Below are 25,809 nucleotides of genomic sequence, written 5' to 3'. Positions count from 1 at the left end.
CTTTTAAGGAATGGAAATGAAAAAAATTTTGATTTCACTTGCAGCTATTGCGTCTTTGGCTATGGCAGCAATTAATCTAAACACAGCTACAAAAGAGGAGCTTATGAGCCTTGATGGTATCGGCAGTGCAAAAGCAGATGCTATCATTGAGTATAGAAAAGCAAATAAATTTAACTCAATTGACGATCTGAAAAATGTAAATGGCATCGGCGATAAAACTTTTGATAACCTAAAAGGTGAGATTTCTACTACTGGCAAGAGCGAAGTAAGCGAAAAGGCAAAAGCTAGTAAGAAGAAAATGGATGAGGCAAAAGACGAGATGAAAGAAAAAATCTCTGATAAAAAAGATAAATTTAAAAAGAAAGCTTCTAAAACTAAAGAAGAGCTAACTTCTAGTAAAGAAGATGAAACTGGCATGAGCGAAAAAGCAAAAGATGAAAAAGACAAAGTTGTTGACAAGGTAAAAGAAAAGAAAGAAAAAGCTGCTTCAAAAGCTAAATCTAAAAAAGAAAAACTTAAAGAAAAACTAGAGAAATAAAACATTTTAAAACCTGCTTGTCTTTACAAGTGGGTTTTAAAAATTTATATATTTTTTTTAATTATAATTGACAAAAAATATCACAACTTTCTTCAAATTTCATTGATCCAATGATTTGCTTCATTATAATCTTTAGCCAAGGTTTTTTGCTAATTTGTGCTAAAACAGCTGCCATCTAACTTTGCCAACTAAAAATTTATATGGAACTGCCCCGAAAAAACGGCTATCAAAAGAGTGATTGCGGTTATCGCTAACCATATTCAGTGAGCTTCAAACTCCAACAGAGTAACTTCTAATGAACCCGCCGACCTTCGGGTTATGAGTGTTATGCGCTATTTTTATAAGTAGCCATTAAGCTACATTTGTTAAAATTTGCCCTATGAAAGTATTAAAAAGTTCGACATTTGATAAGTGGTTGCATAAGTTAAATAATCCTATTGTCAAGGTTTCTATATTAAGAAGATTAGAGCAGATAGAAACAAAAGATCATTTAGGGGATTATAAATTTATAGATACAGGCTTATACGAACTTAGGTTTTTCAATCGTGGTGGGCTAAGGATATTTTTTACTTTTGATGGCGATGAAATAATTATATTATTAAATGCTGGCGATAAAGATAGCCAAAGCGATGATATTAAAAAAGCAAAAGAGATATTAAAGGATTATAGATGAAAGAAGAATTTACAAAATTTAATTTAGAAGACTACTTAACAACTGATGAATTAAGAAAAGAATATTTAAATCAAGTCTTAGCCGATGGCGATATTGAAGAATTTAAAAGAGCATTATTTTATATAGCAAAGTCAAAAGGTATTGAAAACGTTGCAAAGAAAGCAAATTTAAATAGAGAAAGCTTTTATAAGATGTTTAAAGAGAATTCAAAGCCTAGATTTGAAAGTATATTTAAGGTTGTGAATGCTCTTGATATTAAGCTTGTTTATGCTTAGTCTATTTCATTATTATTTCTAGCTTCTTTTTTTGCTGTATTTGCTGGGGTTTTGGTTTTTCGAAGTATCTGCATAAAACAGTATTATCGTTTGTTTGATACATCTTTGCAAGATAGCAATTATTATTTATTCGATCTATTATTTTAAATCTCTTTTTTGAAAATTTTTGACTTTTAAATTTGTCGCTTATGCGTTGTTTCAAACTCCAACGGAGTAAATTCTAATCCATCTGAAAGGAGTTTATAAGGGGTATAGAAAGGTTTCAAACTCCAACGGAGTAAATTCTAATATTAGTCAAATTGAAGAGATCGACGACGCACTTGAGTTTCAAACTCCAACGGAGTAAATTCTAATACTCTTTTGTGGCACTACTCTGTCCAAAAAGCGAGCGTTTCAAACTCCAACGGAGTAAATTCTAATTTTATAAACATTCTTAATCCTTTATGCTGCTATCCGTTTCAAACTCCAACGGAGTAAATTCTAATAAGATATTTAGGTGGTTTGAAGATGCAAACGACACTTAGTTTCAAACTCCAACGGAGTAAATTCTAATTAAATTGTACGACACCTGTTGGTGGATTATATGGGTTTCAAACTCCAACGGAGTAAATTCTAATCAACGTATGAGGCTCAAGGATGATCTTGTCAAATGAGTTTCAAACTCCAACGGAGTAAATTCTAATAAGTTGGCGCGCTATTTGCTGCTGGTTGCGTACCTAAGTTTCAAACTCCAACGGAGTAAATTCTAATGATTTTCTTTGCCTTGCACCCAAACTTCACTACCAGTTTCAAACTCCAACGGAGTAAATTCTAATACTTAGAGTTCTGCACGCTAGACCTTGCCACTGGGAGTTTCAAACTCCAACGGAGTAAATTCTAATCCAGATACTCGCTTATCCACGCCACGCTCCATTTGGTTTCAAACTCCAACGGAGTAAATTCTAATATGCATCTGGAAAGACCCAGTTGTAGCACAGCAACGCACGTTTCAAACTCCAACGGAGTAAATTCTAATGGCTAACTATTGGGACGCTATGAGGCTTGACGAAAGTTTCAAACTCCAACGGAGTAAATTCTAATTGGGTTTAGTTTTTTATCTTTTACCGCTAGCAACAGTTTCAAACTCCAACGGAGTAAATTCTAATAGCACTAGCTGGTAAATACGTCCCAGAAGATGTCGCGTTTCAAACTCCAACGGAGTAAATTCTAATTGATTATGGGTAGATTAAATTTGGCACAAAGGCTGTGTTTCAAACTCCAACGGAGTAAATTCTAATTTACGGCAAATATTATTAGCGGGGGGCTTTCGTCGTTTCAAACTCCAACGGAGTAAATTCTAATATTAGTTTTACAAGCTCATCGAGATACTCGCCTCTGCGTTTCAAACTCCAACGGAGTAAATTCTAATCGATAAGCGGATTTATGGGCGTTGATGTAAAAAACGTTTCAAACTCCAACGGAGTAAATTCTAATAATACGTTGCTTCACGCCTACCGATAAATGATCGCCGTTTCAAACTCCAACGGAGTAAATTCTAATCGTTTGGGTTTTTGTGTAGTGCGTTTTTAGGGCTGTGTTTCAAACTCCAACGGAGTAAATTCTAATCCCGACGGCAAAGATACATTTTTTCGCCTCGGACACGTAGTTTCAAACTCCAACGGAGTAAATTCTAATTCAAAAGCGCCTTGCGCGTCGTATCTACCATTGTTAGTTTCAAACTCCAACGGAGTAAATTCTAATACGTGTACAAAAAGAAAATACCAAGCCCTATGTAAGTTTCAAACTCCAACGGAGTAAATTCTAATAGCTTTTTAAGCTCTAGGTAGCGTTGTCCGTATTTGGTGTTTCAAACTCCAACGGAGTAAATTCTAATTATAGCGTTTGGCTATCCAGCCGTTGTTGTAAGCGTTGTTTCAAACTCCAACGGAGTAAATTCTAATCCACACGCAAAGTTAGGCATTGTTCCTTGTTTCGGGTTTCAAACTCCAACGGAGTAAATTCTAATCCTTTTTGTGTTAATATGTTAGTGGCTACATCATTGTTTCAAACTCCAACGGAGTAAATTCTAATTTCTGTCGGTTTTTCTATGGTATCGTCTAGCCAAGTTTCAAACTCCAACGGAGTAAATTCTAATGGTAAATTTATCGACGAAACCGTAGGGCTCGACGCTTTGTTTCAAACTCCAACGGAGTAAATTCTAATTTCGATTTTTTGAAGTGGCATTTTTATTCCTTTTTAGTTTCAAACTCCAACGGAGTAAATTCTAATTCAAGGCGTTTCCGTGCCAGTCAAGTTGTATCACAAGGTTTCAAACTCCAACGGAGTAAATTCTAATTTTTATATCTTGCAAGGACTCATCGTTCACGCTAAAGCGTTTCAAACTCCAACGGAGTAAATTCTAATGCAAGCTTTAGGGCGACTATTGGTAGCGGCAAAAGTTTCAAACTCCAACGGAGTAAATTCTAATAGCACCAAAAAGCTGATTTATAGGCCTTTTGATGCAAGAAGTCTATATTTTTTCGCCTTAAATTTGACTAAATTTTAGCCATGTATAAATACGCCAAGCCCTAAATTTCAAGCTTTTTAAAATCTTAAAAAACGCTTTATTAAAATGCGATTTTACTCCCACCTAAAGCCTTCATAAGGCGCGTCCTCGCAGATACACTTTTTAAGCTTATTTGCTTCGCGGCGGATCACCTGCCTCCACGTTAGCTCCCTACCGCCCACCGTGAGCGTATCGCAAAGGCGCGAGATCATCTTTAGCTCGATCTTTTGCACGGCGTCGTTGCTAAATTTTATCCTGCCAGCGTCCGTTTGGAAGTCTTTTGCGGTGATCTCTTTTTTATTTAGCATGTTAAAAATCAGCGTATCTCCCAAGATCGGCTTAAAAATCTCCGCAAGATCGAGATGTAGGCTTAGCGCGCGGTAGTTTGGCTCGTGCAAAAAGCCGATGCGAGGATCTAGCTCGGTCTTGTAAATTTCACTTAAGCAGATATTGTAGATACGCGTATTTACGTAGCTTATGAAGCTGTTGATCTTATCAGCTGGCGGGCGCTTTGAGCGGACGGTAAATTTAAAGCTTCGCTGATCTGCGATGATCTCGTTCCACTTTTCGTAGTAGAGCTTTTGGAATGCACCCTCTACCGCCATGATAGCAGGCACGCTAGTGGCGGCATCTAGTGCCTTTAGGTGTGGCTGTGCGTCAAATTTTACGCCGTGTCTTTTGCAGTTTGCAGCGTCATTTATGATGTGGGCTCTAGTTATCTCGCGCGCGATATATGCACGTTTGATCGCATCATCAAAAGAGCGGAGCTGGCAAAGCAGCACAAAGCCGCTTTTATTTACAGAGTTTGGTGTATTTGGGTAGAAATTCCCGCGAAAACTCTGATACGGACTAAAGATGTGCAAAAGGATGCTATTGTCCGCCAAAAACGCGATGGTGTAGGTGTCGATCTGCACTTTTGCCAGCACGTAAATTTCATCGATCGCATTTATCGGAAGGATCTTACTAGCGACAAGCGCGCCCGTTTCGTCAAATTTTTCAAAGTAGATATTGTTATCTTGCCTATAAAGCCTGCCTGGACTAAGTATAAAGTGCGTCCTGTCGTTCTTTTGCATATTTGCTCCTTAGCTAAATACCGGGCTATTTTTATCTACGCCAATGACGATGCGCTCGGAGTATTTTAGCGAGTTAAATGTATAGATGACGATAGAGTCTAGCTCGCTTACGCACTCTTTTTGCAGCGTCTTGCTTAGTTTTTTAAAGTCGCTCTCACGGATCTCACCCTCATAGACTGAAAACTGCACGCGAGGCAGAAATTTCTCGACGGCTTTTCTGATGCGATTTGCGTTATTTCGCTCTTTTTGCTCGTGTCCTGCGATGTCGTAAAAAAGTATCACATACATCTTATCTCCTAAGCAGTGCAATAGTCGTGATATGCGCAGTTCTGGCAAAATTTACCCTGCGTAAATTTGGGTGGCTTTTCTAAATTTGCAAGTGCGCTTATCTCGCTTAAAATTTGCTCTACTAGAGCGAAATTTTCGCTGCTATCCTCCACTAAAATCACCTTTTTACCGCTTATTAGCTTGCCTTTTACCTCTTTTAAATTTAAGCCCGTTTTTAAAAGGTAGATGTAAAAAAGTAGTTGCATCTTGCCTGCAAGCTCGTTTTTTAGGCTCTTTTTATACTCAGTGATGAGGTAGTGGCCGTGCTGTTTTGAGAGTTTGTCAAATTTTAGGTTGCCAAAGGCAAATTCTTGCAGATCTCGCTCTTTGATATCAGCCAAAGCCTTGCCCATCAGCACGTTTTCATCCTCTTGATCTGCGTGGATCTGATGCGCGTAAAGCCACGCCTCGCGCTTACAGGTGACGTAGTAATTCACAAGCGTACCAGTGACCTGATCTTTTGAGAACATTAGTCAAATACCTCGTCTACTGCCGTTAGCTCAGGCAAAAATCCGTCAAATTTATTATAAAAATCGCTAGGCGCTAAAACATACCTGCCAAAAAATTCTCTAGTATAAGACTTGATATTGCCAAGCATATTTTTGCCAACCGTAATGGTATATAGCGACAGCTCTTTTTCAAGCTCTTTGATATTTGCTAATATGATAAATTTATCTTTGCCTGAAACCAAAAGAGCCTCTCGTTTTTCTAAAAATTCATTGAAATGACCATTGTATTGCTCTATAAAAAGCGATACTTTGTAGTCTTGCTTTGGCATGAAGTTGGCATTAAATTTATCAAATAACGTTTGAAATTTTAACTCTTTAGCAAGGCTTAGCAGATCTATGCTTGTCGTTTCGTCTTTGGTGCTCTGAAAATAACTCTCTAAAATTTGATAAATTTCGCTCTCTTTTATGGAGCGAGATAAAATTTCTTTTACCTTCTCTTCTTGTAGGTCTATATCGTGGTATGGAAATGTTTCGCCGTCTATGTAGTCAAAAACCACGACTTTTGCCGGTTTGCTTGATGTGGCGTTGCGATTTACCCTACCAGCTGCCTGGATGATGGCACCAATGGGTGCAAATTCGCGAAACCCCACGTCAAAACTAAGATCAACTCCGGCCTCGATGAGCTGAGTGGCGACTAGAGTGATTTTCTCGCCACTTTTAAGCTTCTCTTTTATCTCGTCTATTATTTGTACTCTATGAAGTGGGATCTGATGCGTCGTCAAAAGATAGACGCCTTTTTTGCCACTGTTTTTCATGGTTTCATATAGTTTTTTAGCTTTTGAAATGGTATTTACAACGCAAAGCGCGCTTTCGTCTTGATGTTTTAAAATTTCACTTACCAAATCATCAAGCCCTTTTATATCCGGCTCGTAGATGATCTCATATCTATCTTTTTCACGTTTATATAAAATAGGTTCAGAAAGCTCGGTAAAGCTCTCTAGCTCAGCTGCGATATGAGGCATAGTTGCCGACATGATTATAAAATGGATATTGTATCTTTTTGAAAATTCGTTAAAAGCGACTGCGATGGATTTTAGCAGCACTCGCGGAATATTTTGTATCTCGTCTATGATGATGACGCTATCTCGCAGAGTTTCAAGCTTGAGATTGTCTTTATTGTGGTTTGAGAAAAAAGCAAAAAATAGCTGGTTAAAAGTTGTAACTATAAAATTTTCATGCCAGATGTCGGCTAAGAATACCTTTTGCATAAACTGCTCTTGTTCATCGTCGTTTTGGCTTTTATAGCTTGTTAGATGGTGATACTTTAAAACGTCTTGATCTGCTATGATCTTTTGATATTCGGTGTGTGTTTGATCTATGATAGAGGTAAAAGGTATAGCCGTTATAATGCGCCTTTTATTGCCGTTTCTAGCTATTTCTAGGGCTAAATTTAATGCCAAAAACGTTTTGCCGATACCAGTTGGTGCTTTTATGAGAAATGTTTTCTTGTCTTTGTTGGCGTTAAAATTTTTAAATATAATCTCTCTTGCTTTGTCTTTATAATCATCTTGCTTTTTGGTGGCTATTAAACTCTTTATGCGGTCTATGTAAAGATCTATCTTTTTGGCATTTAAAACGGCTAAATTTTGATAGCTTTCTGAAAAAATGGCTTCAAATTTATCAGCCAAAATGAGCCTTGAGTATCTTTTTTTAAAAATAAAAAAGCTCTCCAAACCATAATATTTTGATAGTTCATTTTCTAAGTCTAAAAAATAATCTACAAAATCGTAGATATCTATATCGATATCTAAATTTGCTCTTTGGGCTACCTCATCTATCTTTTTGAGCCTGTCTATTAATTTTGCTTTTGTGGAGCCTATGCTTGATAGAAAGTAGTCTATATCCGGAAAATCAGAGTGGTGCTTTAAGATAGCAAAGAAATTTGCTAAGAAATTTATATCCTTGTTGGCTCTAGCAAAAAAGTATATAAAAGCGCTTTCTAGCGTGTGCGTAGTTTTTAGCTTTTGCCGTGCTTTTTCAAATTCATCTGCCGAGTTAAAATTTTTAGCGTCTAAATTTATATAGTCTTGAAATTTTTGTGAAATTTTAGCTAGATCGTGAAAAGATGCTGCTTCCTTGTGCTCATCGTCATCAAAGCTGTTGGCTATATTTTTAATGTGTGAGTTGTATGATTTTTGCGGATGTGAGTTAAAAACGTCTGAAATTTGCATCATACAAATATGCATCGATAAGTTTTTTGGGCGCAAATCACCTCGCAAACCTCTATATTTTTTGCTCTTATTTGGTCGTTTGAAACTATCAAATTTATGTGCGTTTTTGGAGATCTGTCGCTATCTAGGCTTTTGGCAAAGCAGATTGGCGAGTATAAAACATTTTCGTCAAAGCATATTTTTTGCGCCATACTTTGCGGCACAAACGAGTCAATACTTACCTCATCAAAATTTTTATTTACAAAATTTGCTATCTCCATAAACTCAAAATTGCCTGCAAATTCGCTATTGCCAAGATAAAAAGGAAATTTGGAAATTCTATTTTTTAGACTATCTATCGCTTCATTTTCAAATTTAAATTTATCGATAAAAATCGTATATCTTGGATCGATTAACAATTCTCTGTTTATAGGTTTTTGTGGTGCTGAGCCGTCTCTTAGACCATTTGAAATCTTTTGCATATCTAAATTTTTAAGGCTATTTAGATGAGTTTTTGTTTTTTTGGTGTAGTCGTTTATGTAGTTTTGTGAAAAGGTTTTCTTTGAAATGGCACCGTCCAAAACGACGCTATATCCAAAATCCATAAAATCATCGTCGCCTAAATAATCATCCACGCCAAGTAGCGCCGCTAGCATACCGCCTACGGTAGTTTTTGGCGGTAGCAGCAAAGTGATATTTTGGCTTATAGAAAGCGGATCTCTAAAGCAAGCAAATTTACCCCAAATTTTAAATGCAAACATTATAGCTCTCTTGCGTCTATTTCTAGTCCCAGCTCTTTAAACTGATCCACATACCTCCTAAAAGAGTCATCGTAAAAGATCACAACCTTTTCTATCTTTTGGCTCATATTTTTTAGTGATCTAGTAAGGGCTGTAAAATTTAACTCACACTCGTCAATGCTTCTGATCTGATCGGAATCTTTATTGTCTAGCTTTACAAGCTCGTCAAGTAAGCCTATCATATAAGTATCTTTATAGATAACTCTTATAAGCATTCTTGGCTTTTGACCGACCTTGCTTCTTGTGTTTAGCAACTTTGTGCCTTGCCACATCGAGTCAAGCATCTGTGCGACATCTTCTTCGCTAGTGTTTGATTTGGTGGCATTTAGTGAATTTATAGTGCCATACATGGCAAATAAGCCATACGGTATGTAGTTGTCGGTTCTAAATGTTTTATTGCCGCTGCCGTCTTTGCCAAACGCGCCGGTTCCTTGAGACATTATAGTCTCTGTTTCGTTTAGCGATTTAGCCCAAGAAAATTGCACTGCGCCTATGATTTGGATATTGCTTTTTGGCGCCACGCCTCCAAAAAGTCTATTATCTATGCAGCTTAAAAATGCCTTTTTATCGTCTGCTTCACCTAAAATTTTCTTTACCTCGGCAAATCTAGTTTCTGCTGACTGCACTTGTTCGGCGTTATTTACAAAGATTGTTTGAGACTTTCTGTATTGCAGATCATCTCTAATGGTTCGCTTTACTCTTACGTCACTCACGATAGCTTTTCTGTCGCTCTCATCGTATCTTGGCGCATTGTCGTTTAGCATATCTCCGTTAGGATTTGTCATCTTTGCGTCCCATAAAAACAAAATTTCACTATGTTTTGCTATCTCACTCATTATTTTCTCCTGATTGTTGATTATTCTTTTTAAATTTAACGTAGTCGTTCATACCTCGTATAAATGCAAATGAAATTTCATAGCGAGAAACGCTCTTGCTTTTTTCATTGCAAAAATGCGTAGTTATCAGTTGCGACAGATCGCTATTTGTCGAGCTACCTAGCTTTAGTTTTCTTTCAAATTCATTTGCTTTATTAAAAATTTTCTTTAAATTTGGCGCTATTATTTTTTGATTTGAAAGCCACTTTTCAAATGTCTTATTTTCTTTAGAAACGTCTGAGGCAAAAGAGCTATTTATAATACTCTTTGAATAAGCGCCTATCAAATAAGCACCTTTGATTAGATCATCTTTAAAATAATCTGACTGCTTTTCTAACAGCTCCTTAAAATAATCAGAAAAAAGCTTCATAATCACATCCTTATCGCGTTTATCTCTTGTAAAAACTCTAAAATTTTATTTTCATTTTTGACGATATTTTCAGGAAAGGCTATCCAGTCTTTGACGCCGTCCTTTATCTTTTTCTTGTTTTTGGCATCAAATTCTCTAAAATGTTCAAATCGTTTCAAAAGCTCAATATATTTTACTTTTGCATATCCAAGTAACAACTTTGCTAGAAAAATTTTCTCCTGCATGATTTTATTATCAAGTCCTTTGACTTTTGTAGCAGTAGCATATTTTTCAATAACTCCAAAATAATCTTTGAGATAGGCAAATTTGATATCATCATCTGTATCTTGAATTTGCTTTGAAGAGTCGGTGATATGCTGTTTTTGCATTAGTTTTACAACCTTTGCTATCCTGCTTGGCAAAACGTCTTCAAGTGTAGAAAATATCTTAACGGATAAATTTGTCTGATCAACCTCGGTGAATAAAATATCAAGCGTAAAGCTATTTATTTGGTCGTAATTTTCGATTTGCTTTCGCAATCTTCTCATAAAGCTCTCTTCTCTTTCGGATTCTTCTTGCATATTTTTTGCATTTTTAAGAAAGCTTATTAATCCTTTGAAAATTTCAGCATTGAAATTTGACATAGAAGGGATGATTATGTATTCTAAGCCTTTGTAGTAAAATTTTAAGTTATTTATCGCAAACATCCAACCTTTTTTTATTGCCTTTGCGCTTTCTAGAGACATGGGTAGTTTGTTTATCTGCTGTATGCCGTAGCTATCATCATAATTATCCATGGTGAAAAATTTAATATCAGGATTGTATCCGCAGGCAATTTTTTCTTTTGTGACGACATCTACCAGCTCTTTTAGTAACGGCTCGTTTTTATTATTTTTAATATGAGGGCGGACAAATTCATTAAGATAGTTTTGCAAAACTTCTGGCATAAACTCATAAAAACTCTTGCCATTTACAAGCAAAACCAAAAAATAATCATCCTGTTTAAATTTTTTTAGCTCAAGCTCGTCATTTTCATAATTTTTAATGTATTCAAATACCAAGGCAGCAATACGCTTATTGTCGTCGTTTGCATAGACCATAACCGAATTTTGTAGCGTATGTGAGATGGCTTTAAATTTCTTGTATAGATCTTTTTCGCCTTGATACTCAAAATTTGGATATAGATAGTATGAATTGCTCGTGCCGCCTATCTTTTTGGTAAAAAGCGTCTTTATGTTATCTAGCGAGGCTCTGGATATTTTTGGCTTATCGACAATTTTTAAATTTTCTACTTTAAAATCGATGGTTAAAACAATATGTTCGCTATCTTTAAAATTTGAATTTTTTATCATAGCGATAGTGTCGTCATCGCTTATTAAATTTCCGATCACATGTAACTTATGAGCAAGTCCCATTTTAAATTGACCTTAAAAATTTTTATTAATGCTAAGACAATATACCTTAAATATTTATAAAATTTATTTATCTTCAACTACTTCTAAAAATCCAAGTCCGCAGTTCATACATCCACTACCAACACCAGCATCAAGGATCAAATTTATAAGCTCTGGTTTTGCTTTGATGTGCCATTTTGCAGGCCATGCTCTGACTGGCATATTATTATTGCCATAGTAAAAATATAATGGCTTTTGTAAATTTTGCCAAAGCAAATTTAGCTCAAACTCGCCCTCGTATTTATACCCCATAAGTGTTTCAAATCTTTGAAGTGCGTTTGTTTTCATCATTTCAAGATGTCTTGAGTCTTGCGGCTCAAGATGCACTTTATATCCCAAAAGTCCAACAACCGAACACGCAACACATCCCTGAAAAGTAGCCTCATTTTGTGAAATTCTATGCTCTTTTACTGACACAGACGTATCAAGCAAACAAATATTGCCAAGTTTTAATCCGTCTTTTAGTACAGCAAAAGCGATCGTTTTTTCAAATTCTGGTACAAACGAGCTAAATCTTATCTCTAAACTTAAGTCATTTAATCTAAAATCAAAATTTGATCTTTTAAAATTTTTACCGCTCTCTTTATGTGTATATCCGTCATGTTCAGCCTTTGGCAAATAGCTATAAATATAGCCTTGTATGAGCTTGGATAAAGACTTTGCTATTTTTAAATTTTGAGTAGGTAGGCGTGAATTTATAATGATCATCCTTGCTCCTTATTTGTTGCTAAAATGGATTATAACTCAAAATTTTGTAAAAAATAGACGATTATATAAAATAAATTTTTTAGAATTTATTTTTTATTTTAAAATAATGTAGCTAAATAAAATCAAAGACTTATTTGAAAATTTAAATGATCTTTTCTTGACATATAATAATGTTTTTTGTATAATCTCAATTCTTTTTTAAATAATCATGTCTTGCTAGCTCAGTCGGTAGAGCATCTCACTTTTAATGAGGGGGCCGTTGGTTCGAATCCAACGCAGGACACCATTTTTGGGTTTATGACCCTTTCGTCTAGTGGCTCAGGACTCTACTTTCTCTGTGTAGGAACAGAGGTTCAAATCCTCTAAGGGTCGCCAGATATTTTAAATTTTAGGTCGCTTAGCTCAGTTGGTAGAGCGCCACCCTTACAAGGTGGATGTCATAAGTTCGAGTCTTATAGCGACCACCATTACTTTTAGGTGCAGCGGTAGTTCAGTTGGTTAGAATGCCGCCCTGTCACGGCGGAGGTCGCGGGTTCGAGCCCCGTCCGCTGCGCCATCTACTTTTAAATTTTTCATATTTTTTTATTTTTGCCATTTTTTAAATTAATGCAAATTTTTTATAAAAATATTTTGTTAAATAATATGTAAAATAATACATAATATTACCCTTATAAAATTCAAAATATATTTCTCTCTATTAAAAATTTTTAGTTTTTATAGCAAAAATAACTATAAAAGCCCAATTTCCAATCAATTTTCTAAACAAAGAATATTTAAATTTTAAAACCAAATTTAATATAAATTTTTTAATTATCTTTATAGCATTATTGAAAATCAAAATAAAAAATTATCTCTATTTAATGTACGAGGCATATTTTAAAATTTAAAGTCAAAATTTGTTTTATCGCGCAAATATACATATAAATTTTATACCTATATGAGATAAATTTTATCCTGCCAAATGGCTAATATCAACCTCAAAAGCTTAAATTTTGGTGTAAATTCTATTTTTTCTCAAAAGTGATTACTGGCAAAGAAAAAATATGGTTTTTATCTTTTGATTATCAAAATATCAATATAATCGTAAAAATTTATAAAAGGATAATTATGGCACTTGAAAATGTATTAAGAGCAATTGAGGATATAAAAAATGGCAAAATGGTCGTTATGGTCGATGACGAGGACCGCGAAAATGAGGGCGATCTGGTCTTTTCAGCAGCTAGTAGTGACATGCAAAAGGTAAATTTCGCTATCACTCATGCAAAGGGCGTGCTCTGTCTTGCGATGGACGAGGCAAACGCCAAAAGGCTTGATCTACCGCTAATGGTAGCCAAAAACACATCGAGCCACGAGACAGCTTTTACAGTCACGATCGACGCAAAGGACGCAACAACGGGTGTTAGCGCATACGAGCGCGATATGACGATCAGGCTTGCGGCTGAGGCTAGCTCAAAGCCTGAAGACTTCGTGCGTCCAGGACACATCTTCCCGCTCATCGCTAAAAATGGCGGTGTGCTAGTTCGTACAGGCCACACCGAGGGTTCGGTCGATCTTTGCAAGCTTGCAGGTGTTGCTCCGATGGCTTCAATATGCGAGATCGTAAAAGAAGATGGCACCATGGCAAGGCGTGATTATTTAGAGGAGTTTTGTAAGAAATTTGGGCTAAATATGATCAGCGTTTCTGATCTGGTCGAGTATAGACTAAGCCATGAAAGCCTCATAAAAGTTGGCGAAAAAAGTGACGTGATGATCGCAAACTGCGCTTCAGCAAGATACGATATCACTGATCACAAAGGTAAAATCCACTCAGCTTATCTTTTTGGCGAGCCAAAGAGCAAGGCAAATGTCAAATTTCAAAAGATCCTTACCGATCACGAGCTTTTGAGCAGTCCAAAATACGAAGAGCTTTTAAAAACCATCAAATTTCTAAGCCAAAATGGTGGAATTTTAATCTTTTTAGATAGCGACAACTCAAACACAAGCAAGGATTACGGCATCGGAGCGCAAATTTTAAATCACTTTGGCGTAAAAGATATCGAGCTTCTAAGCTCAAATAAAAATAAGGAATTTGTAAGCTTAGCTGGTTTTGGGCTAAATATAGTCGGCTACAAGGAAATTTAAAGGAGATAAAATGAGCGAAGAGGCACAACGCAGAGCCTTACAAAATCAAATTTGGAGCATCGCAAATGAAGTAAGGGGTGCTGTTGAAGGCTGGGACTTTAAGCAGTATGTCCTCGGAACTTTGTTTTATAGATTTATCAGCGAAAATTTTACTGACTACATAGAGGCTGGGGATGAGAGCCTCGACTACGCCAGCATGAGCGATGATGAGATAGATGATGAGCAAAAAAGGGTCATCATAGAAGAAAAGGGCTACTTTATATATCCTAGCCAGCTTTTTAAAAATGTTGTAAAAAATGCATCAAATAATGCAAATTTAAATACCGATCTGGATCAAATTTTTAAAAGTATCGAGGGCTCAGCCGCTGGGTTTGAGTCAGAGCAAGATATCAAAGGACTTTTTGCTGACTTTGATACGACTAGCATCAGACTTGGCAATAGCGTCTCAGATAAAAACAAAAGACTTGTTGCTATTTTAAACGGAGTTGCTGGGCTTGATTTTGGTGACTTTAAAGATAGCCACATCGATCTTTTTGGCGATGCTTATGAGTTTCTCATCTCAAACTACGCTGCAAATGCCGGCAAGTCAGGTGGCGAGTTTTTCACTCCACAAAATGTCTCAAAGCTAATTGTTGAGCTATCTATGTATGGGCAACAAGATATAAATAAAATTTACGATCCAGCTTGTGGATCTGGTTCGCTACTTTTGCAAGCTAAAAAGAGATTTGATGAGCATAAAGTAGAGCAGGGCTTTTTTGGACAAGAGATCAATTACACGACATTTAACCTTGCTCGCATGAATATGTTTTTACACAACATAAATTTCTCTAAATTTCACATCGAGCTTGGCGATACGCTTTTAGACCCAAAGCTTCAGGATGATAAGCCGTTTGACGCCATAGTCTCAAACCCTCCTTACGCCATAAACTGGATCGGCAGCGATGATCCCACGCTTATAAATGATGCTAGATTTGCTCCAGCTGGCGTGCTAGCGCCTAAAAGCAAGGCAGACTTTGCCTTTATCATGCATGCTCTTAGTTACCTTTCTGCAAAAGGGCGAGCTGCTATCGTTAGCTTTCCTGGCATTTTTTATAGAGGCGGCGCAGAAAAGAAGATACGCGAGTATCTAGTAAAAGAAAATTTCGTAGAAACCATCATCGCCCTAGCGCCAAATCTCTTCTACGGCACATCGATCGCTGTAAATATCCTTGTGCTTTCAAAGCACAAAAGTGAAAACAAAACGCAGTTTATAGACGCTAGTGAGTTTTTTGAAAAAAGAACGAACAATAATGTTTTAACAAATGAGCACATTAAAAAGATAGTAGAAATTTTTGCTAGCAAAGAAGAGATCGCTCACGTGGCTACATCGGTGGATAATGACACTATCGCCAAAAATGACTACAACCTAGCAGTAAGCTCCTACGTCGAGCCAAAAGATACACGCGAAAAGATAGATATAAACGAGCTAAATTTACAGATAAAAGAGACCGTGGCTAAGATCTCAAATTTACGCTCACAGATAGATGAGATCATCGCGCAGATAGAGCTGGATGGCGAGAGATGAAGGCGATTATTTATGTAACAAGTGACGGCAAATCAAAATTTTCTTTGCAAAAATTTGATGAGCAGCTTTGGCTGACGCAACTTGAAATCGCAGAGCTCTACCAAACGACCAAGCAAAATATCAGCAAGCATATAAAGGCTATATTTTTAGAAAACGAGATAGATGAGAGAGCAACTGTCAACTTTAAGTTGACAGTTCAAAATGAAGGTGGGCGCAATATAAAGCGCAAGATAGCCTATTACTCTTTGCCTTTAATCATAGCTGTTGGTTATCGCGTGCGTTCTTCTCGTGGTACGCAGTTTCGGCAGTGGGCTACACAGTGCCTTGGAGAGTATATAAAAAAAGGTTTTGTGCTTGACGATGAACGACTAAAAGGCACTGGTGGCGGCGATTATTTTAAGGAGCTACTCGAGCGGATCCGAGACATCCGCAGTAGCGAGAAGGTGATATATCGCCAAGTGCTTGATCTTTACGCTACTAGCTATGACTATGATCCAAAAAGTGATGAGAGTATAAAATTTTTCAAAATAGTTCAAAATAAGCTTCATTATGCCGTTAGTGAGCAAACTGCTTCAGAAATTATTTTTAGTAGAGTAAATGGCAACAAAGAATTTATGGGTCTTACGAATTTTAAAGGTCAAATGCCTACGTTAAATGAGGCTAAAACAGCAAAAAATTATTTGAGTGAGGATGAACTTTTTAGGCTAAATCGCTTGGTTTCAGCATTTTTTGACTTAGCGGAGATGAAGGCACATGGACGTGAAGTAATGTATATGAAAGACTGGATAAGCGAGCTTGATAAATTTAGTCTAACTTATGGCAAAGGTGTCTTACAAAATGCTGGTTCGGTAAGTCATAGCGAGGCTATGAAAAAAGTTAGTACCGAGTATGAGAAATACTTACAAAATAACTTAACGCCAGTTGAGAAAGAATATATAAGCACTATTAAGAGCATAAATTTAAAGTTAAAAGAGAATGGCAAAAAATGAGTAATTTTTTTGATCTGAACTGCTTTATATCCGTCCCTTTGCGAGTGAGTGGAGCATATTGCGTAGCAATGCGAACGATGGCTCCGAAATTTCACTCGCGAAGCCGAGCAAAATTTTAAAAGGCTTGAAATGAGTAAAATTTTTGATCTGATAAATGAGCTTTGCCCTGATGGGGTTGAATTTAAAGAGCTTGGGGAGATATTTCAGCGGATAAAGGGTACCAATATAACAGCAAATAAAATGAAAGAAATTGAAGTACATGGCGGAGATATCCGCATTTTTGCTGGCGGTAAAACTGTTATAGATACGACAGAGGATAAAATTCAAAATCCCAACATTACAAGAGTACCTTCTGTAATAGTTCAATCTAGGGGCGTTATTGACTTTATATATTATGATAAGCCTTTTACATTTAAAAATGAAATGTGGGGTTATACGTCAGAAAATGAGACGAGCATAAAATTTTTATATTATTACTTAAAAAATAACATAAGCTATTTTAGAGCTGCTTCAATTAGTATGGGTGCGCTTCCTCAAATTTCATTGCCTATAACTGAAAAATTTAAACTCCCTGTGCCTCCGATGGAAGTGCAGCGTGAAATAGTCCGTATCTTGGACTCTTTCACGCTTCTTACAGCAGAGCTTACAGCTAGGAAAAAGCAGTATGAATTTTATCGCGACTTTCTTTTAAGCTTTGACGAGCTTGATAAAAATGGGGGGGGTGTGAGCTAAAAATGCTTGGAGACATCGGAGAAGTTCGTATGTGTAAAAGAATTTTAAAGGAACAAACTTCTGCAAATGGAGAAATACCATTTTATAAAATAGGAACATTTGGTAAAGAAGCAGATGCTTATATTTCAAAAGAACTTTTTGATGAGTATAGATCAAAATATAGTTATCCAAAGATTGGAGAGGTCTTGATTTCTGCAAGTGGAACTATCGGACGTGCTGTGATTTTTAATGGCAATGACGCTTATTTTCAGGATAGTAATATAGTGTGGATTGAAAATGATGAAGGTCAAGTTTTGAATAGATATTTGTTTTATTTTTATCAAATAGCAGATTGGAACATCGCAGAAGGTGGAACAATTAAGCGTCTATATAATGACAACCTAAAAAAAATAAAAATCCCCGTCCCATCACTCCAAACACAACAAAAAGTTGTTGATATCTTAGATAAATTTGATACGCTTGTAAATTCTATAACCGAGGGTTTGCCACGAGAGATAGAGCTAAGGCGCAAGCAGTATGAGTATTACAGAGAGCTACTTTTAAATTTCAAACCAAAAATGACAGCATAAAGGCGTAAAAATGATAGAGAGTAAAACCATACTTGAGTCAGAAAATTTCATCGTTTTAGATAAATACGAGAGATTGCCTCAGTCTTCAAGCTACCAAAGCGAAGCGGATATGGAGCGTGAGCTTATAGATGACCTAAAACAACAAGGCTATGAGTATAAAAAAGATATAAACTCTCAAACAGCACTTTTGCTAAATTTAAAAGAGCAACTAGAGAGGCTAAATAACGTTAAATTTAGCTCGTCTGAGTGGAAAAGGCTAGTTGAAGAGTATATCGACAAGCCAAACGATGGCATAGTGGAAAAGACCCGCAAGATACAAGATGATCATATCTACGACTTTGTTTTTGATGATGGGCATATACAAAATATCTGCCTTATCGATAAAAAAGATATCGCTAAAAATAGCCTGCAGGTGATAAATCAGTTTGAGCAAACTGGCTCATCGCACAACAGATATGATGTCACTATACTTGTTAATGGCTTGCCACTCGTGCAAATAGAGCTTAAAAAGCGAGGCGTGGCGATAAGAGAAGCCTTTAATCAAATTCATCGCTACTCAAAAGAGAGCTTTAACTCATCAAATTCTCTCTTTAAATACTTGCAAATTTTTATCATCTCAAATGGCACAGACACAAGATACTTTGCAAATACAACCAAGCGGGATAAAACCAGCTTTGACTTTACTATAAACTGGGCAAATTCAAAAAACGAAGCCATAAAAGATATAAAGGACTTTACGGCTACATTTTTAGCGAAAAATACACTTCTTAGCATACTTAGCAAATACTGCATCTTTGACACAAATAACACCTTGCTTATAATGCGTCCTTATCAGATAGCAGCGACTGAGCGCATACTTTGGAAGATAAATAGCTCGCATAATGCTAAATGCTACTCAAAGCCAGAGGGCGGCGGCTTTATATGGCATACGACAGGATCTGGCAAGACGCTAACTAGCTTTAAGGCGGCTAGGCTCGCTACGCAACTTGATTTTATAGATAAAGTCTTTTTTGTGGTGGATAGAAAAGACCTTGACTATCAGACTATGAAGGAGTATCAAAAATTTTCAAAAGATAGCGTAAATGGCTCAGCTAGCTCAGCAGAGCTAAAGCGAAATACTCAAAAAGATGACGGAAAGATCATCGTGACAACCATACAAAAGCTAAATAACCTGATGAAGAGCGAAGATGATCTAAGCATATATCAAAAAGAGGTTGTTTTTATATTTGACGAGTGCCACAGGTCTCAGTTTGGCGAAGCGCAGAAAAATTTAAAGAAGAAATTTAAGAAATTTTATCAGTTTGGCTTTACTGGAACGCCGATATTTCCTCAAAATGCCATCGGAGCAGAGACTACGCAAAGTGTCTTTGGAAGCTCGCTTCATGAATATGTGATAGTCGATGCCATAAGAGATGAGAAGGTACTTAAATTTAAGGTTGATTATAACAATGTCGTGCCTAAATTTAAGAGCATAGAGACAGAAAAAGACGAGCTAAAGCTAAGTGCAGCTGAGAATAAAAGTGCATTTTTGCACCCTGAGCGTATCAAAGAAATTTCAGAGTATGTGCTGGAGAAATTTCATCAAAAAACCCACCGCTTAAATGCAAGCGGCAAGGGCTTTAACGCTATGTTTGCAGTAAGCTCGATAGAGGCAGCGAAGCTTTATTATGAAGCGTTTAAAAATTTACAAAGTAATAAAGAACGAGCTTTAAAGATAGCGACGATATTTTCTTTTTCACAAAATGAAGAGCAAGATATGGTTGGCGAGATAGCTGATGAGGGCTTTGAGCCAGAGGCGATGGACGTTAGCTCAAAAGAGTTTTTAAGCAACGCGATAAACGACTACAATGCTTACTTTAAGACAAATTTTAGCGTTGATGGTGGGTCGTTTCAGGACTACTACCGAGATCTAAGCGAACGCACAAAGAAGCAAGAGATCGATCTACTCCTAGTTGTGGGCATGTTTTTGACAGGATTTGACGCGCCTTGTCTAAACACGCTTTTTGTGGATAAAAATTTACGCTATCACGGGCTCATACAAGCATACTCTAGGACAAATAGAATTTATGGTGCTACAAAAACTTTTGGCAATATCGTGACATTTAGAGACCTAGAAAAAGCGACAGAAGATGCTATAACTCTTTTTGGTAAAGGAAGCACCAAAAGCGTTATACTCGAAAAGAGCTATAAAGAGTATATGGACGGCTTTACAGATGCGGTATCTGGTGAGGCAAGAAGGGGCTTTGTAGATGTTGTAAGCGAGCTAGAGGCGAAATTTCCTGATCCTACTAAGATAGAGACGCAAAAAGATAAGAAAGAATTTGTAAAGCTTTTTGGAGAGTATCTAAGGGTAGAAAATGCTTTGCAAAACTACGATGAGTTCGTGGCTCTAAGGGCTTTGCAAGATGTAAATTTAGACGATGAAAAAGCAGTTTGTGAGTTTAGGGATAGATTTGGCTTAAGCGATGATCAAATCAAAGAGATGCAAAGCATAAAAGTGCCAAATGCAAGGGCCTTGCAAGACTACCGCGGAACGTATAATGATATAAGAGAGTGGCTAAGAAAAGAAAAGGCTGGCGAAGAGAAGGAAAAAGAGAGGATAAACTGGGATGACGTGGTATTTGAGGTTGATCTACTAAAATCTCAGGAGATAAATTTAGACTATATTTTGGGTTTGATATTTGAGCATAATAAAAAGATAAAAGATAAAGCAGCTATTACTGATGAGGTGCGCCGCATCATCCGCTCGAGCTTGGAAAACCGCTCAAAAGAGGGGTTGATAATTGATTTTATAAACCAAAGCAACTTGGATAAATTTAAAGACCGGGCCAGCGTGATAGAAGAGTTTTTTAAATTTGCAAAAGGAGTGATGAAAAAAGAGGTGGACGAGCTTATCGCCTCTTTAAATTTAGATGAAGCTGGCGCAAGAAGGTTTATAAGCTCGTCTTTAAAGAGCGGCTTTGTTAGTCAAAGCGGAACGCAAATAGGCGAGATACTTCCTAAAATCAGCCCTTTAAATAAAAACTATCCAATAATAAGGCAAAAAGTGATTGATGAGATATCGCATTTTGTTGATAAATTTAAAGAGGTTGGCTCGTCGGTTTAAGAGGCGCTTTTAAGCAAAATTTATATTGCATTTGGCTTATTTATGCTTTGCTTCGTGTTCTAGTAGCCAAATTTTAGTTGGCAAACCCTCGCCGCCTGAGTAGCCACCAAGGCCACTGCTGGCTAGCACCCTGTGGCAAGGGACGATGATAGGCAGTGGGTTTTTGGCATTTGCTGAGCCTGCTGCTCGGTAAGCGTTCTTATGGCCTGCAGCAAGTGCAAGAGCTGCGTATGTGGTCGTTTCGCCGTATGGCACTTTTTGTAAAACGTCATAAATTTTAGCTCTAAATTTGGTCGTTTTTACATCAAGTCTAACGCTAAATTTTTTAAGCTCGCCCTTAAAATAGGCTTCCAGCTCATCTAAACAAAGCTTTAAATTTTCATCTTTTACCGCTACTTTTTCAAATTTATCTACAAAATTTATCTCGCAAATTCCATTTTCACTAGCAACGATCTCTAAAATTCCAATGGGCGATTTTAGGTAGGCTTTTGACACATTTGCTCCTTGAAATTTGAAATTTTGGGCAAATTTTACTTTAGATTGTTTTGCTTTTTGATAAAATGCAAGCAAAATCAGCGATTTTAGACTAAAAACGAGCAAAATCACAAAGGAAATTTATGAGCTTTTTTACCGACTACGAAAAACACGTGAGTGAGCGAGAAAAAGAGGGCGTGCCACCGCTTGCGCTAAATGCCAAGCAAACAAGCGAAATTTGTGAGCTAATGAGACTTGCTGGCAACTCTAGCGGCAATGAGAAGGCGCAAAATGAGCTAAAATTTCTTATAAATTTGCTCACAAACCGCGTAAATCCTGGCGTTGATGACGCGGCAAAGATAAAGGCGGAATTTCTTGGAGAGGTGATAGACGGGCTTAAGATAGACGGGCTTGATGCGGTTCGTGCCATTAAAATTTTAGGCAAGATGCTTGGCGGATACAACGTAGAAATTTTGGTGCGAGCGCTAAAAAATAGCGATGATGTTATCGCGCAAGCTGCTGCAAACGAGCTAAAAAATATTATTTTGGTGCATGAGCATTTTGATGAGATAGCAAAGCTAGCAAATAGCAATAAATTTGCAAAAGAGGTACTTCTTTCTTGGGCAAACGCGGAGTGGTTTACGCATAAAAAGCCACTTAGTGAGTGCATAAAGGCAGTGGTTTTTAAGGTGCCTGGCGAGACAAATACAGATGATCTAAGCCCTGCAAGCGAGGCCTATACAAGGGCTGATATACCGCTTCACGCAAAGGCGATGCTTGTTAAAAAGATGCCTGAAGGGCTAGAAATCCTAAAAGAGCTGAAAAGCCTTGGCAAGAGCGTGGCGTATGTTGGCGACGTAGTCGGCACTGGCAGCAGCAGAAAGAGTGGTATAAACTCTATCCAGTGGCACCTTGGCGATGAGATAGAGGGCGTGCCAAACAAAAAAACGGGCGGCATCGTGATCGGCACGACCATAGCTCCGATATTTTTTAACACCGCCGAAGATAGTGGCGCACTGCCGATAGTTGCAAACGTAAATGAGCTAGAAATGGGCGATGAGATAGAGATTTATCCATTTAAAGGCGAAATTTATAAGCTCGCAGGCAATGAAAAAAAGCTCGTGGCAAATTTTAAACTTAGCCCAAACACCCTAAGCGACGAGATAAGAGCAGGCGGCAGGATACCTTTGATGATAGGTAGGCAAGTGACCAAAAAGGCTAGAGAGGTCTTGGGGCTTGGCGAGGAGCAAATTTTCATAAAGCCAGATCAGCCAAAAGAGCTAGGCGGTGGCTATACGCTCGCTCAAAAGATGGTCGGCAAGGCTTGTGGCAAGGCTGGCGTGAGAGCTGGGGCATACGTGGAGCCTGAAATTTTGACCGTTGGCTCGCAAGACACCACAGGGCCCATGACTAGAGATGAGATAAAAGAGCTTGCTAGCCTTAGTTTTGGGGCGGATTTTGTCTTGCAAAGCTTTTGCCACACAGCTGCTTATCCAAAGCCAAGCGACCTTTTGATGCACGAGAGCTTGCCTAAATTTATAAATTTACGTGGCGGCGTGAGCCTAAAGCCAGGCGATGGCGTCATCCACTCGTGGCTAAACCGCATGGTCTTACCTGACACGGTGGGCACTGGCGGCGATAGTCACACGAGATTTCCTATTGGCATTAGCTTTCCAGCGGGCAGTGGATTAGTGGCGTTTGCGGCGGTTCTTGGTATGATGCCGCTAAATATGCCAGAGTCAGTTTTGATCAAATTTAAAGGCGAGCTAAAAGAGGGTGTGACGCTTCGTGATCTTGTCAATGCGATACCTTATTTTGCTATCAAAAAAGGGCTTTTAAGCGTTGAAAAGAAAAACAAAAAGAACATTTTTGCGGGCAAAATTTTAGAGATAGAAGGGCTTGAGAGTCTAAAAGTGGAGCAGGCGTTTGAGCTAAGTGATGCTTCGGCTGAGCGCTCGGCGGCTGCTTGCGTGGTAAATTTAAGCGTTGATAGCGTCGCGGAGTACGTTCGCTCAAACGTTGCGCTAATAGAAGCTATGATAGAAGCAGGGTATGAGAGCCATGAGACGCTTGCTAGACGAAAAGAGAAGATGCAAAAATGGTTAGAAAACCCAACTCTTTTAAGAGCCGACAAGGACGCAAGATATGCTGAAATTTTAGAGATTGATTTGTCGCAGATAGATGAGCCGATTTTGGCCTGTCCAAACGACCCAGACGACGTGGCAACGCTAAGTGAAATTTTAGCTGATAGCAAAAGAGCGCACGATATCGACGAGGTCTTTGTGGGTAGCTGTATGACAAATATCGGGCATTACAGGGCGCTTGCTATAATTTTAGAGCGTGAGAGCAAGCTTACAACTAGGCTTTGGATCGCGCCGCCAACTAAGATGGATAAAAAGACGCTTGAAGATGAGGGCGTTTATGAGATATTTAAGAGGCTGGAGGCTAGGACAGAGGTGCCAGGCTGCTCGCTTTGCATGGGTAATCAAGCAAGAGTGAACGATAATGCCGTCGTTTTTTCGACATCGACTAGAAATTTTGACAACAGAATGGGCATGGGCGCAAAGGTCTATCTAGGAAGTGCCGAGCTAGCCGCTGTATGCGCGCTGCTAGGGCGTTTGCCAAGCGTTAGCGAGTATAAAAAGATAGTAAGAGATAGCCTTAGTTTAAACAAAGATCAAATTTATAAATACCTAAATTTTAATGAAATAAGCGAGTTTAGTATATAAATTTGTTACAATATCGCGAAATTTTAAGGAGCTTTGATGAAAAAAGTAGCTTTTTTTCTCTTTTTTAGCAGTTTTCTTTTTCTGAATTTACACGCATTAGAGTGTAGTGATCTTGCTAAAAAAGAGAGCTTTAAAACTACTCCAAATGAGCTTGCTTATGCGAATGAAGGGCTATTTTATTGCGATGGCTCGCTTTTAAATTTAAAAGAGGTAAAAGAGCTTTTTGATGCGAGCGTGGCTGTTAGAAGCGAGTCTCAAAGCTGCGTTGGCGAGGGCGTTTATAGAGAAAATTTAAATAAATTTAGATGGATATTGCTAAAAGCCTCGTTCGCTCCTGAAATCTATCAAAAAGAGCTTGCAAAGCCAGAAGCGGCCGAGGCTCAAAAAGACGCTCAGATGGAGTATTTTAGATACTGGGCGAATGAGAGCTTGTTTAACTTTTTAAAATATAAAAAATTCAGCGAAGCTTATAAAAACGCTCAAACTCCGCTGGTTAAATTTTATGAGGCTTTAGGCGTTGATAGTGCAAGTGCTGCTTACTACGCAACTAGCGTGATAAATGAGTTTTTAAGCTTTAGTGTGGGCAAGAAGGTAAATAAGGCAAAAACTCTAACTTCTGAGCAAAAGATGATGGCTCAAAAGCTAAGCCAAGACGAGCTTGCAAATTTGCTTTATTCTAAAAATTTCACCACCGCAGAGCTTACAAATTTACTTGATATCGCATTGCTAAATGACAAAAGTAGCGAGATGATAGAAGAGATCATAAGGCGCGGGGCTGACGTAAATTTAGGCGATGAGACGCCGCTATTTTTTGCCCTTAAAAATATAGAAAACGTTAAGCTTTTGCTAAAAAACAGAGCCGACGTAAATCACAAAAATTTCTTTGGCAAAAGCGCGCTTTTTTACGCTGTGCAGTTTGATGACAAGGCGCTTTGTGAGCTTTTACTAAAGAGCGGAGCAAATGCGAACGAGAGCTACATAGATGAAAATACTAAGATGAATATGATAAATTTTGGTCAAGCGCAGGTTGAAGATACGTGCGGTTTGGAGCATACAAATAGAAGCGTTTTTATGCACGCAGCAGCTCACGCGACGCCAGAAATTTTAAAGCTTTTGATAGATAACGGCGCTGATATGAACGCCACTGATGATGCCGGATTTAACGCGCTTGATTATGCGATTAAAGATAAAAACGAAAAAAATATTAAATTTTTAGAAGAGCTTGGTTTAAAACCAAATTTTAATTAGG

At 37.7% G+C, this 25,809-nt stretch carries 22 protein-coding genes, 4 tRNA genes and 1 CRISPR repeat array; of the genes, 15 read left to right on the top strand and 11 right to left on the bottom strand.

Annotated elements, in window-relative coordinates:
- The first annotated feature begins 16 nt into the window (after positions 1-16).
- Positions 17-538: a ComEA family DNA-binding protein gene (locus HMPREF1019_RS10620; protein ID WP_009293988.1), complete on the top strand. Its 522-nt coding sequence runs from the start codon at positions 17-19 to the stop codon at positions 536-538.
- Between the two features lie 159 nt (positions 539-697).
- Here the strand turns inward: HMPREF1019_RS10620 and HMPREF1019_RS09945 are convergent, their stop codons facing one another.
- The gene (locus HMPREF1019_RS09945; RefSeq protein WP_107945455.1) at positions 698-796 is read right to left on the bottom strand and encodes a S26 family signal peptidase; all 99 of its coding nucleotides are present in this window, start codon (positions 794-796) and stop codon (positions 698-700) included.
- Between the two features lie 121 nt (positions 797-917).
- On the opposite strand from HMPREF1019_RS09945, the gene HMPREF1019_RS01955 reads away from it, so the two are divergent.
- Together HMPREF1019_RS01955 and HMPREF1019_RS01950 are read left to right on the top strand one after the other, a co-directional pair.
- Entirely contained in the window at positions 918-1,211 is a 294-nt protein-coding gene (locus HMPREF1019_RS01955) for a type II toxin-antitoxin system RelE/ParE family toxin (RefSeq protein ID WP_009293987.1), read from the top strand.
- Complete coding sequence (locus HMPREF1019_RS01950) at positions 1,208-1,486, top strand: addiction module antidote protein (RefSeq protein ID WP_009293986.1); 279 nt, start codon at positions 1,208-1,210, stop codon at positions 1,484-1,486. The genes HMPREF1019_RS01955 and HMPREF1019_RS01950 overlap by 4 nt, the downstream gene beginning before the upstream one ends.
- Before the next feature lie 195 nt (positions 1,487-1,681).
- Positions 1,682-3,953: direct repeats of the CRISPR family, unit length 30 nt; unit sequence GTTTCAAACTCCAACGGAGTAAATTCTAAT.
- 152 nt (positions 3,954-4,105) lie between these two features.
- Here the strand turns inward: HMPREF1019_RS01950 and cas1 are convergent.
- From cas1 to HMPREF1019_RS01905, 9 genes are all read right to left on the bottom strand, one after another.
- On the bottom strand, positions 4,106-5,104 hold the full coding sequence (gene cas1 / locus HMPREF1019_RS01945; protein ID WP_009293985.1) for a CRISPR-associated endonuclease Cas1: 999 nt from the start codon (positions 5,102-5,104) through the stop codon (positions 4,106-4,108).
- 9 nt (positions 5,105-5,113) lie between these two features.
- The gene (cas2, locus tag HMPREF1019_RS01940; RefSeq protein WP_009293984.1) at positions 5,114-5,392 is read right to left on the bottom strand and encodes a CRISPR-associated endonuclease Cas2; all 279 of its coding nucleotides are present in this window, start codon (positions 5,390-5,392) and stop codon (positions 5,114-5,116) included.
- Between the two features lie 8 nt (positions 5,393-5,400).
- Complete coding sequence (locus HMPREF1019_RS01935; RefSeq protein ID WP_009293983.1) at positions 5,401-5,901, bottom strand: CRISPR-associated protein Cas4; 501 nt, start codon at positions 5,899-5,901, stop codon at positions 5,401-5,403.
- On the bottom strand, positions 5,901-8,114 hold the full coding sequence (cas3, locus tag HMPREF1019_RS01930; RefSeq protein WP_187364900.1) for a CRISPR-associated helicase Cas3': 2,214 nt from the start codon (positions 8,112-8,114) through the stop codon (positions 5,901-5,903). The genes HMPREF1019_RS01935 and cas3 overlap by 1 nt, the downstream gene beginning before the upstream one ends.
- Positions 8,111-8,851 (bottom strand): CRISPR-associated protein Cas5, encoded by a 741-nt coding sequence (gene cas5, locus HMPREF1019_RS01925; RefSeq protein ID WP_009293981.1) that lies wholly within the window; start codon positions 8,849-8,851, stop codon positions 8,111-8,113. Before cas5 ends, cas3 begins: the two co-directional genes overlap by 4 nt.
- The gene (cas7b, locus tag HMPREF1019_RS01920) at positions 8,851-9,726 is read right to left on the bottom strand and encodes a type I-B CRISPR-associated protein Cas7/Csh2 (protein WP_009293980.1); all 876 of its coding nucleotides are present in this window, start codon (positions 9,724-9,726) and stop codon (positions 8,851-8,853) included. Before cas7b ends, cas5 begins: the two co-directional genes overlap by 1 nt.
- A complete protein-coding gene (locus HMPREF1019_RS01915) occupies positions 9,719-10,135 on the bottom strand; it encodes a hypothetical protein (protein ID WP_009293979.1) in 417 nt (138 codons plus the stop codon). The genes cas7b and HMPREF1019_RS01915 overlap by 8 nt, the downstream gene beginning before the upstream one ends.
- A 2-nt stretch (positions 10,136-10,137) precedes the next feature.
- Entirely contained in the window at positions 10,138-11,529 is a 1,392-nt protein-coding gene (locus HMPREF1019_RS01910) for a TM1802 family CRISPR-associated protein (RefSeq protein ID WP_009293978.1), read from the bottom strand.
- Between the two features lie 63 nt (positions 11,530-11,592).
- Entirely contained in the window at positions 11,593-12,276 is a 684-nt protein-coding gene (locus HMPREF1019_RS01905) for a CRISPR-associated endoribonuclease Cas6 (RefSeq protein ID WP_009293977.1), read from the bottom strand.
- A 210-nt stretch (positions 12,277-12,486) separates the two neighbouring features.
- On the opposite strand from HMPREF1019_RS01905, the gene HMPREF1019_RS01900 reads away from it, so the two are divergent.
- The 10 genes from HMPREF1019_RS01900 to HMPREF1019_RS01855 all read left to right on the top strand — a co-directional run bounded on the left by HMPREF1019_RS01900 (position 12,487) and on the right by HMPREF1019_RS01855 (position 21,357).
- Positions 12,487-12,562 (top strand) — tRNA-Lys (locus HMPREF1019_RS01900).
- A 13-nt stretch (positions 12,563-12,575) separates the two neighbouring features.
- Positions 12,576-12,651 (top strand) — tRNA-Glu (locus HMPREF1019_RS01895).
- Between the two features lie 16 nt (positions 12,652-12,667).
- A tRNA-Val gene (locus HMPREF1019_RS01890) sits at positions 12,668-12,743 on the top strand.
- 12 nt (positions 12,744-12,755) lie between these two features.
- A tRNA-Asp gene (locus HMPREF1019_RS01885) sits at positions 12,756-12,832 on the top strand.
- A 551-nt stretch (positions 12,833-13,383) separates the two neighbouring features.
- Positions 13,384-14,397, top strand: a complete 1,014-nt coding sequence (locus HMPREF1019_RS01880) for a bifunctional 3,4-dihydroxy-2-butanone 4-phosphate synthase/GTP cyclohydrolase II (RefSeq protein ID WP_009293976.1) — start codon at positions 13,384-13,386, stop codon at positions 14,395-14,397.
- A 10-nt stretch (positions 14,398-14,407) separates the two neighbouring features.
- Positions 14,408-15,961 (top strand): type I restriction-modification system subunit M, encoded by a 1,554-nt coding sequence (locus HMPREF1019_RS01875; protein WP_009293975.1) that lies wholly within the window; start codon positions 14,408-14,410, stop codon positions 15,959-15,961.
- Positions 15,958-16,950, top strand: coding sequence for a virulence RhuM family protein (locus HMPREF1019_RS01870; protein WP_009293974.1), 993 nt, complete (start codon positions 15,958-15,960; stop codon positions 16,948-16,950). The genes HMPREF1019_RS01875 and HMPREF1019_RS01870 overlap by 4 nt, the downstream gene beginning before the upstream one ends.
- A gap of 129 nt (positions 16,951-17,079) precedes the next feature.
- Positions 17,080-17,682, top strand: a complete 603-nt coding sequence (locus HMPREF1019_RS01865) for a restriction endonuclease subunit S (RefSeq protein ID WP_009293973.1) — start codon at positions 17,080-17,082, stop codon at positions 17,680-17,682.
- Positions 17,683-17,684: 2 nt separating this feature from the next.
- Positions 17,685-18,251 (top strand): restriction endonuclease subunit S, encoded by a 567-nt coding sequence (locus HMPREF1019_RS01860; RefSeq protein ID WP_009293972.1) that lies wholly within the window; start codon positions 17,685-17,687, stop codon positions 18,249-18,251.
- A gap of 10 nt (positions 18,252-18,261) precedes the next feature.
- Positions 18,262-21,357 carry a type I restriction endonuclease subunit R gene (locus tag HMPREF1019_RS01855; RefSeq protein WP_009293971.1) on the top strand — a complete coding sequence of 1,032 codons (3,096 nt, stop codon included), beginning with the start codon at positions 18,262-18,264 and terminating at the stop codon, positions 21,355-21,357.
- A 36-nt stretch (positions 21,358-21,393) separates the two neighbouring features.
- On the opposite strand, the gene HMPREF1019_RS01850 is transcribed toward HMPREF1019_RS01855, so the two are convergent.
- Positions 21,394-21,852, bottom strand: coding sequence for a methylated-DNA--[protein]-cysteine S-methyltransferase (locus tag HMPREF1019_RS01850; RefSeq protein ID WP_009293970.1), 459 nt, complete (start codon positions 21,850-21,852; stop codon positions 21,394-21,396).
- A 122-nt stretch (positions 21,853-21,974) separates the two neighbouring features.
- Here HMPREF1019_RS01850 and HMPREF1019_RS01845 point away from each other — a divergent pair, with 122 nt between their 5' ends.
- Both HMPREF1019_RS01845 and HMPREF1019_RS01840 read left to right on the top strand, forming a co-directional pair.
- Entirely contained in the window at positions 21,975-24,560 is a 2,586-nt protein-coding gene (locus HMPREF1019_RS01845; RefSeq protein WP_009293969.1) for a bifunctional aconitate hydratase 2/2-methylisocitrate dehydratase, read from the top strand.
- Positions 24,561-24,596: 36 nt separating this feature from the next.
- Positions 24,597-25,808 (top strand): ankyrin repeat domain-containing protein, encoded by a 1,212-nt coding sequence (locus tag HMPREF1019_RS01840; RefSeq protein ID WP_009293968.1) that lies wholly within the window; start codon positions 24,597-24,599, stop codon positions 25,806-25,808.
- Position 25,809 lies beyond the last annotated feature (1 nt).

It is taken from the genome of Campylobacter sp. 10_1_50, assembly GCF_000238755.1.
Lineage (GTDB): Bacteria > Campylobacterota > Campylobacteria > Campylobacterales > Campylobacteraceae > Campylobacter_A > Campylobacter_A concisus_R.
This window is presented reverse-complemented; position numbering and strand designations above follow the sequence as displayed.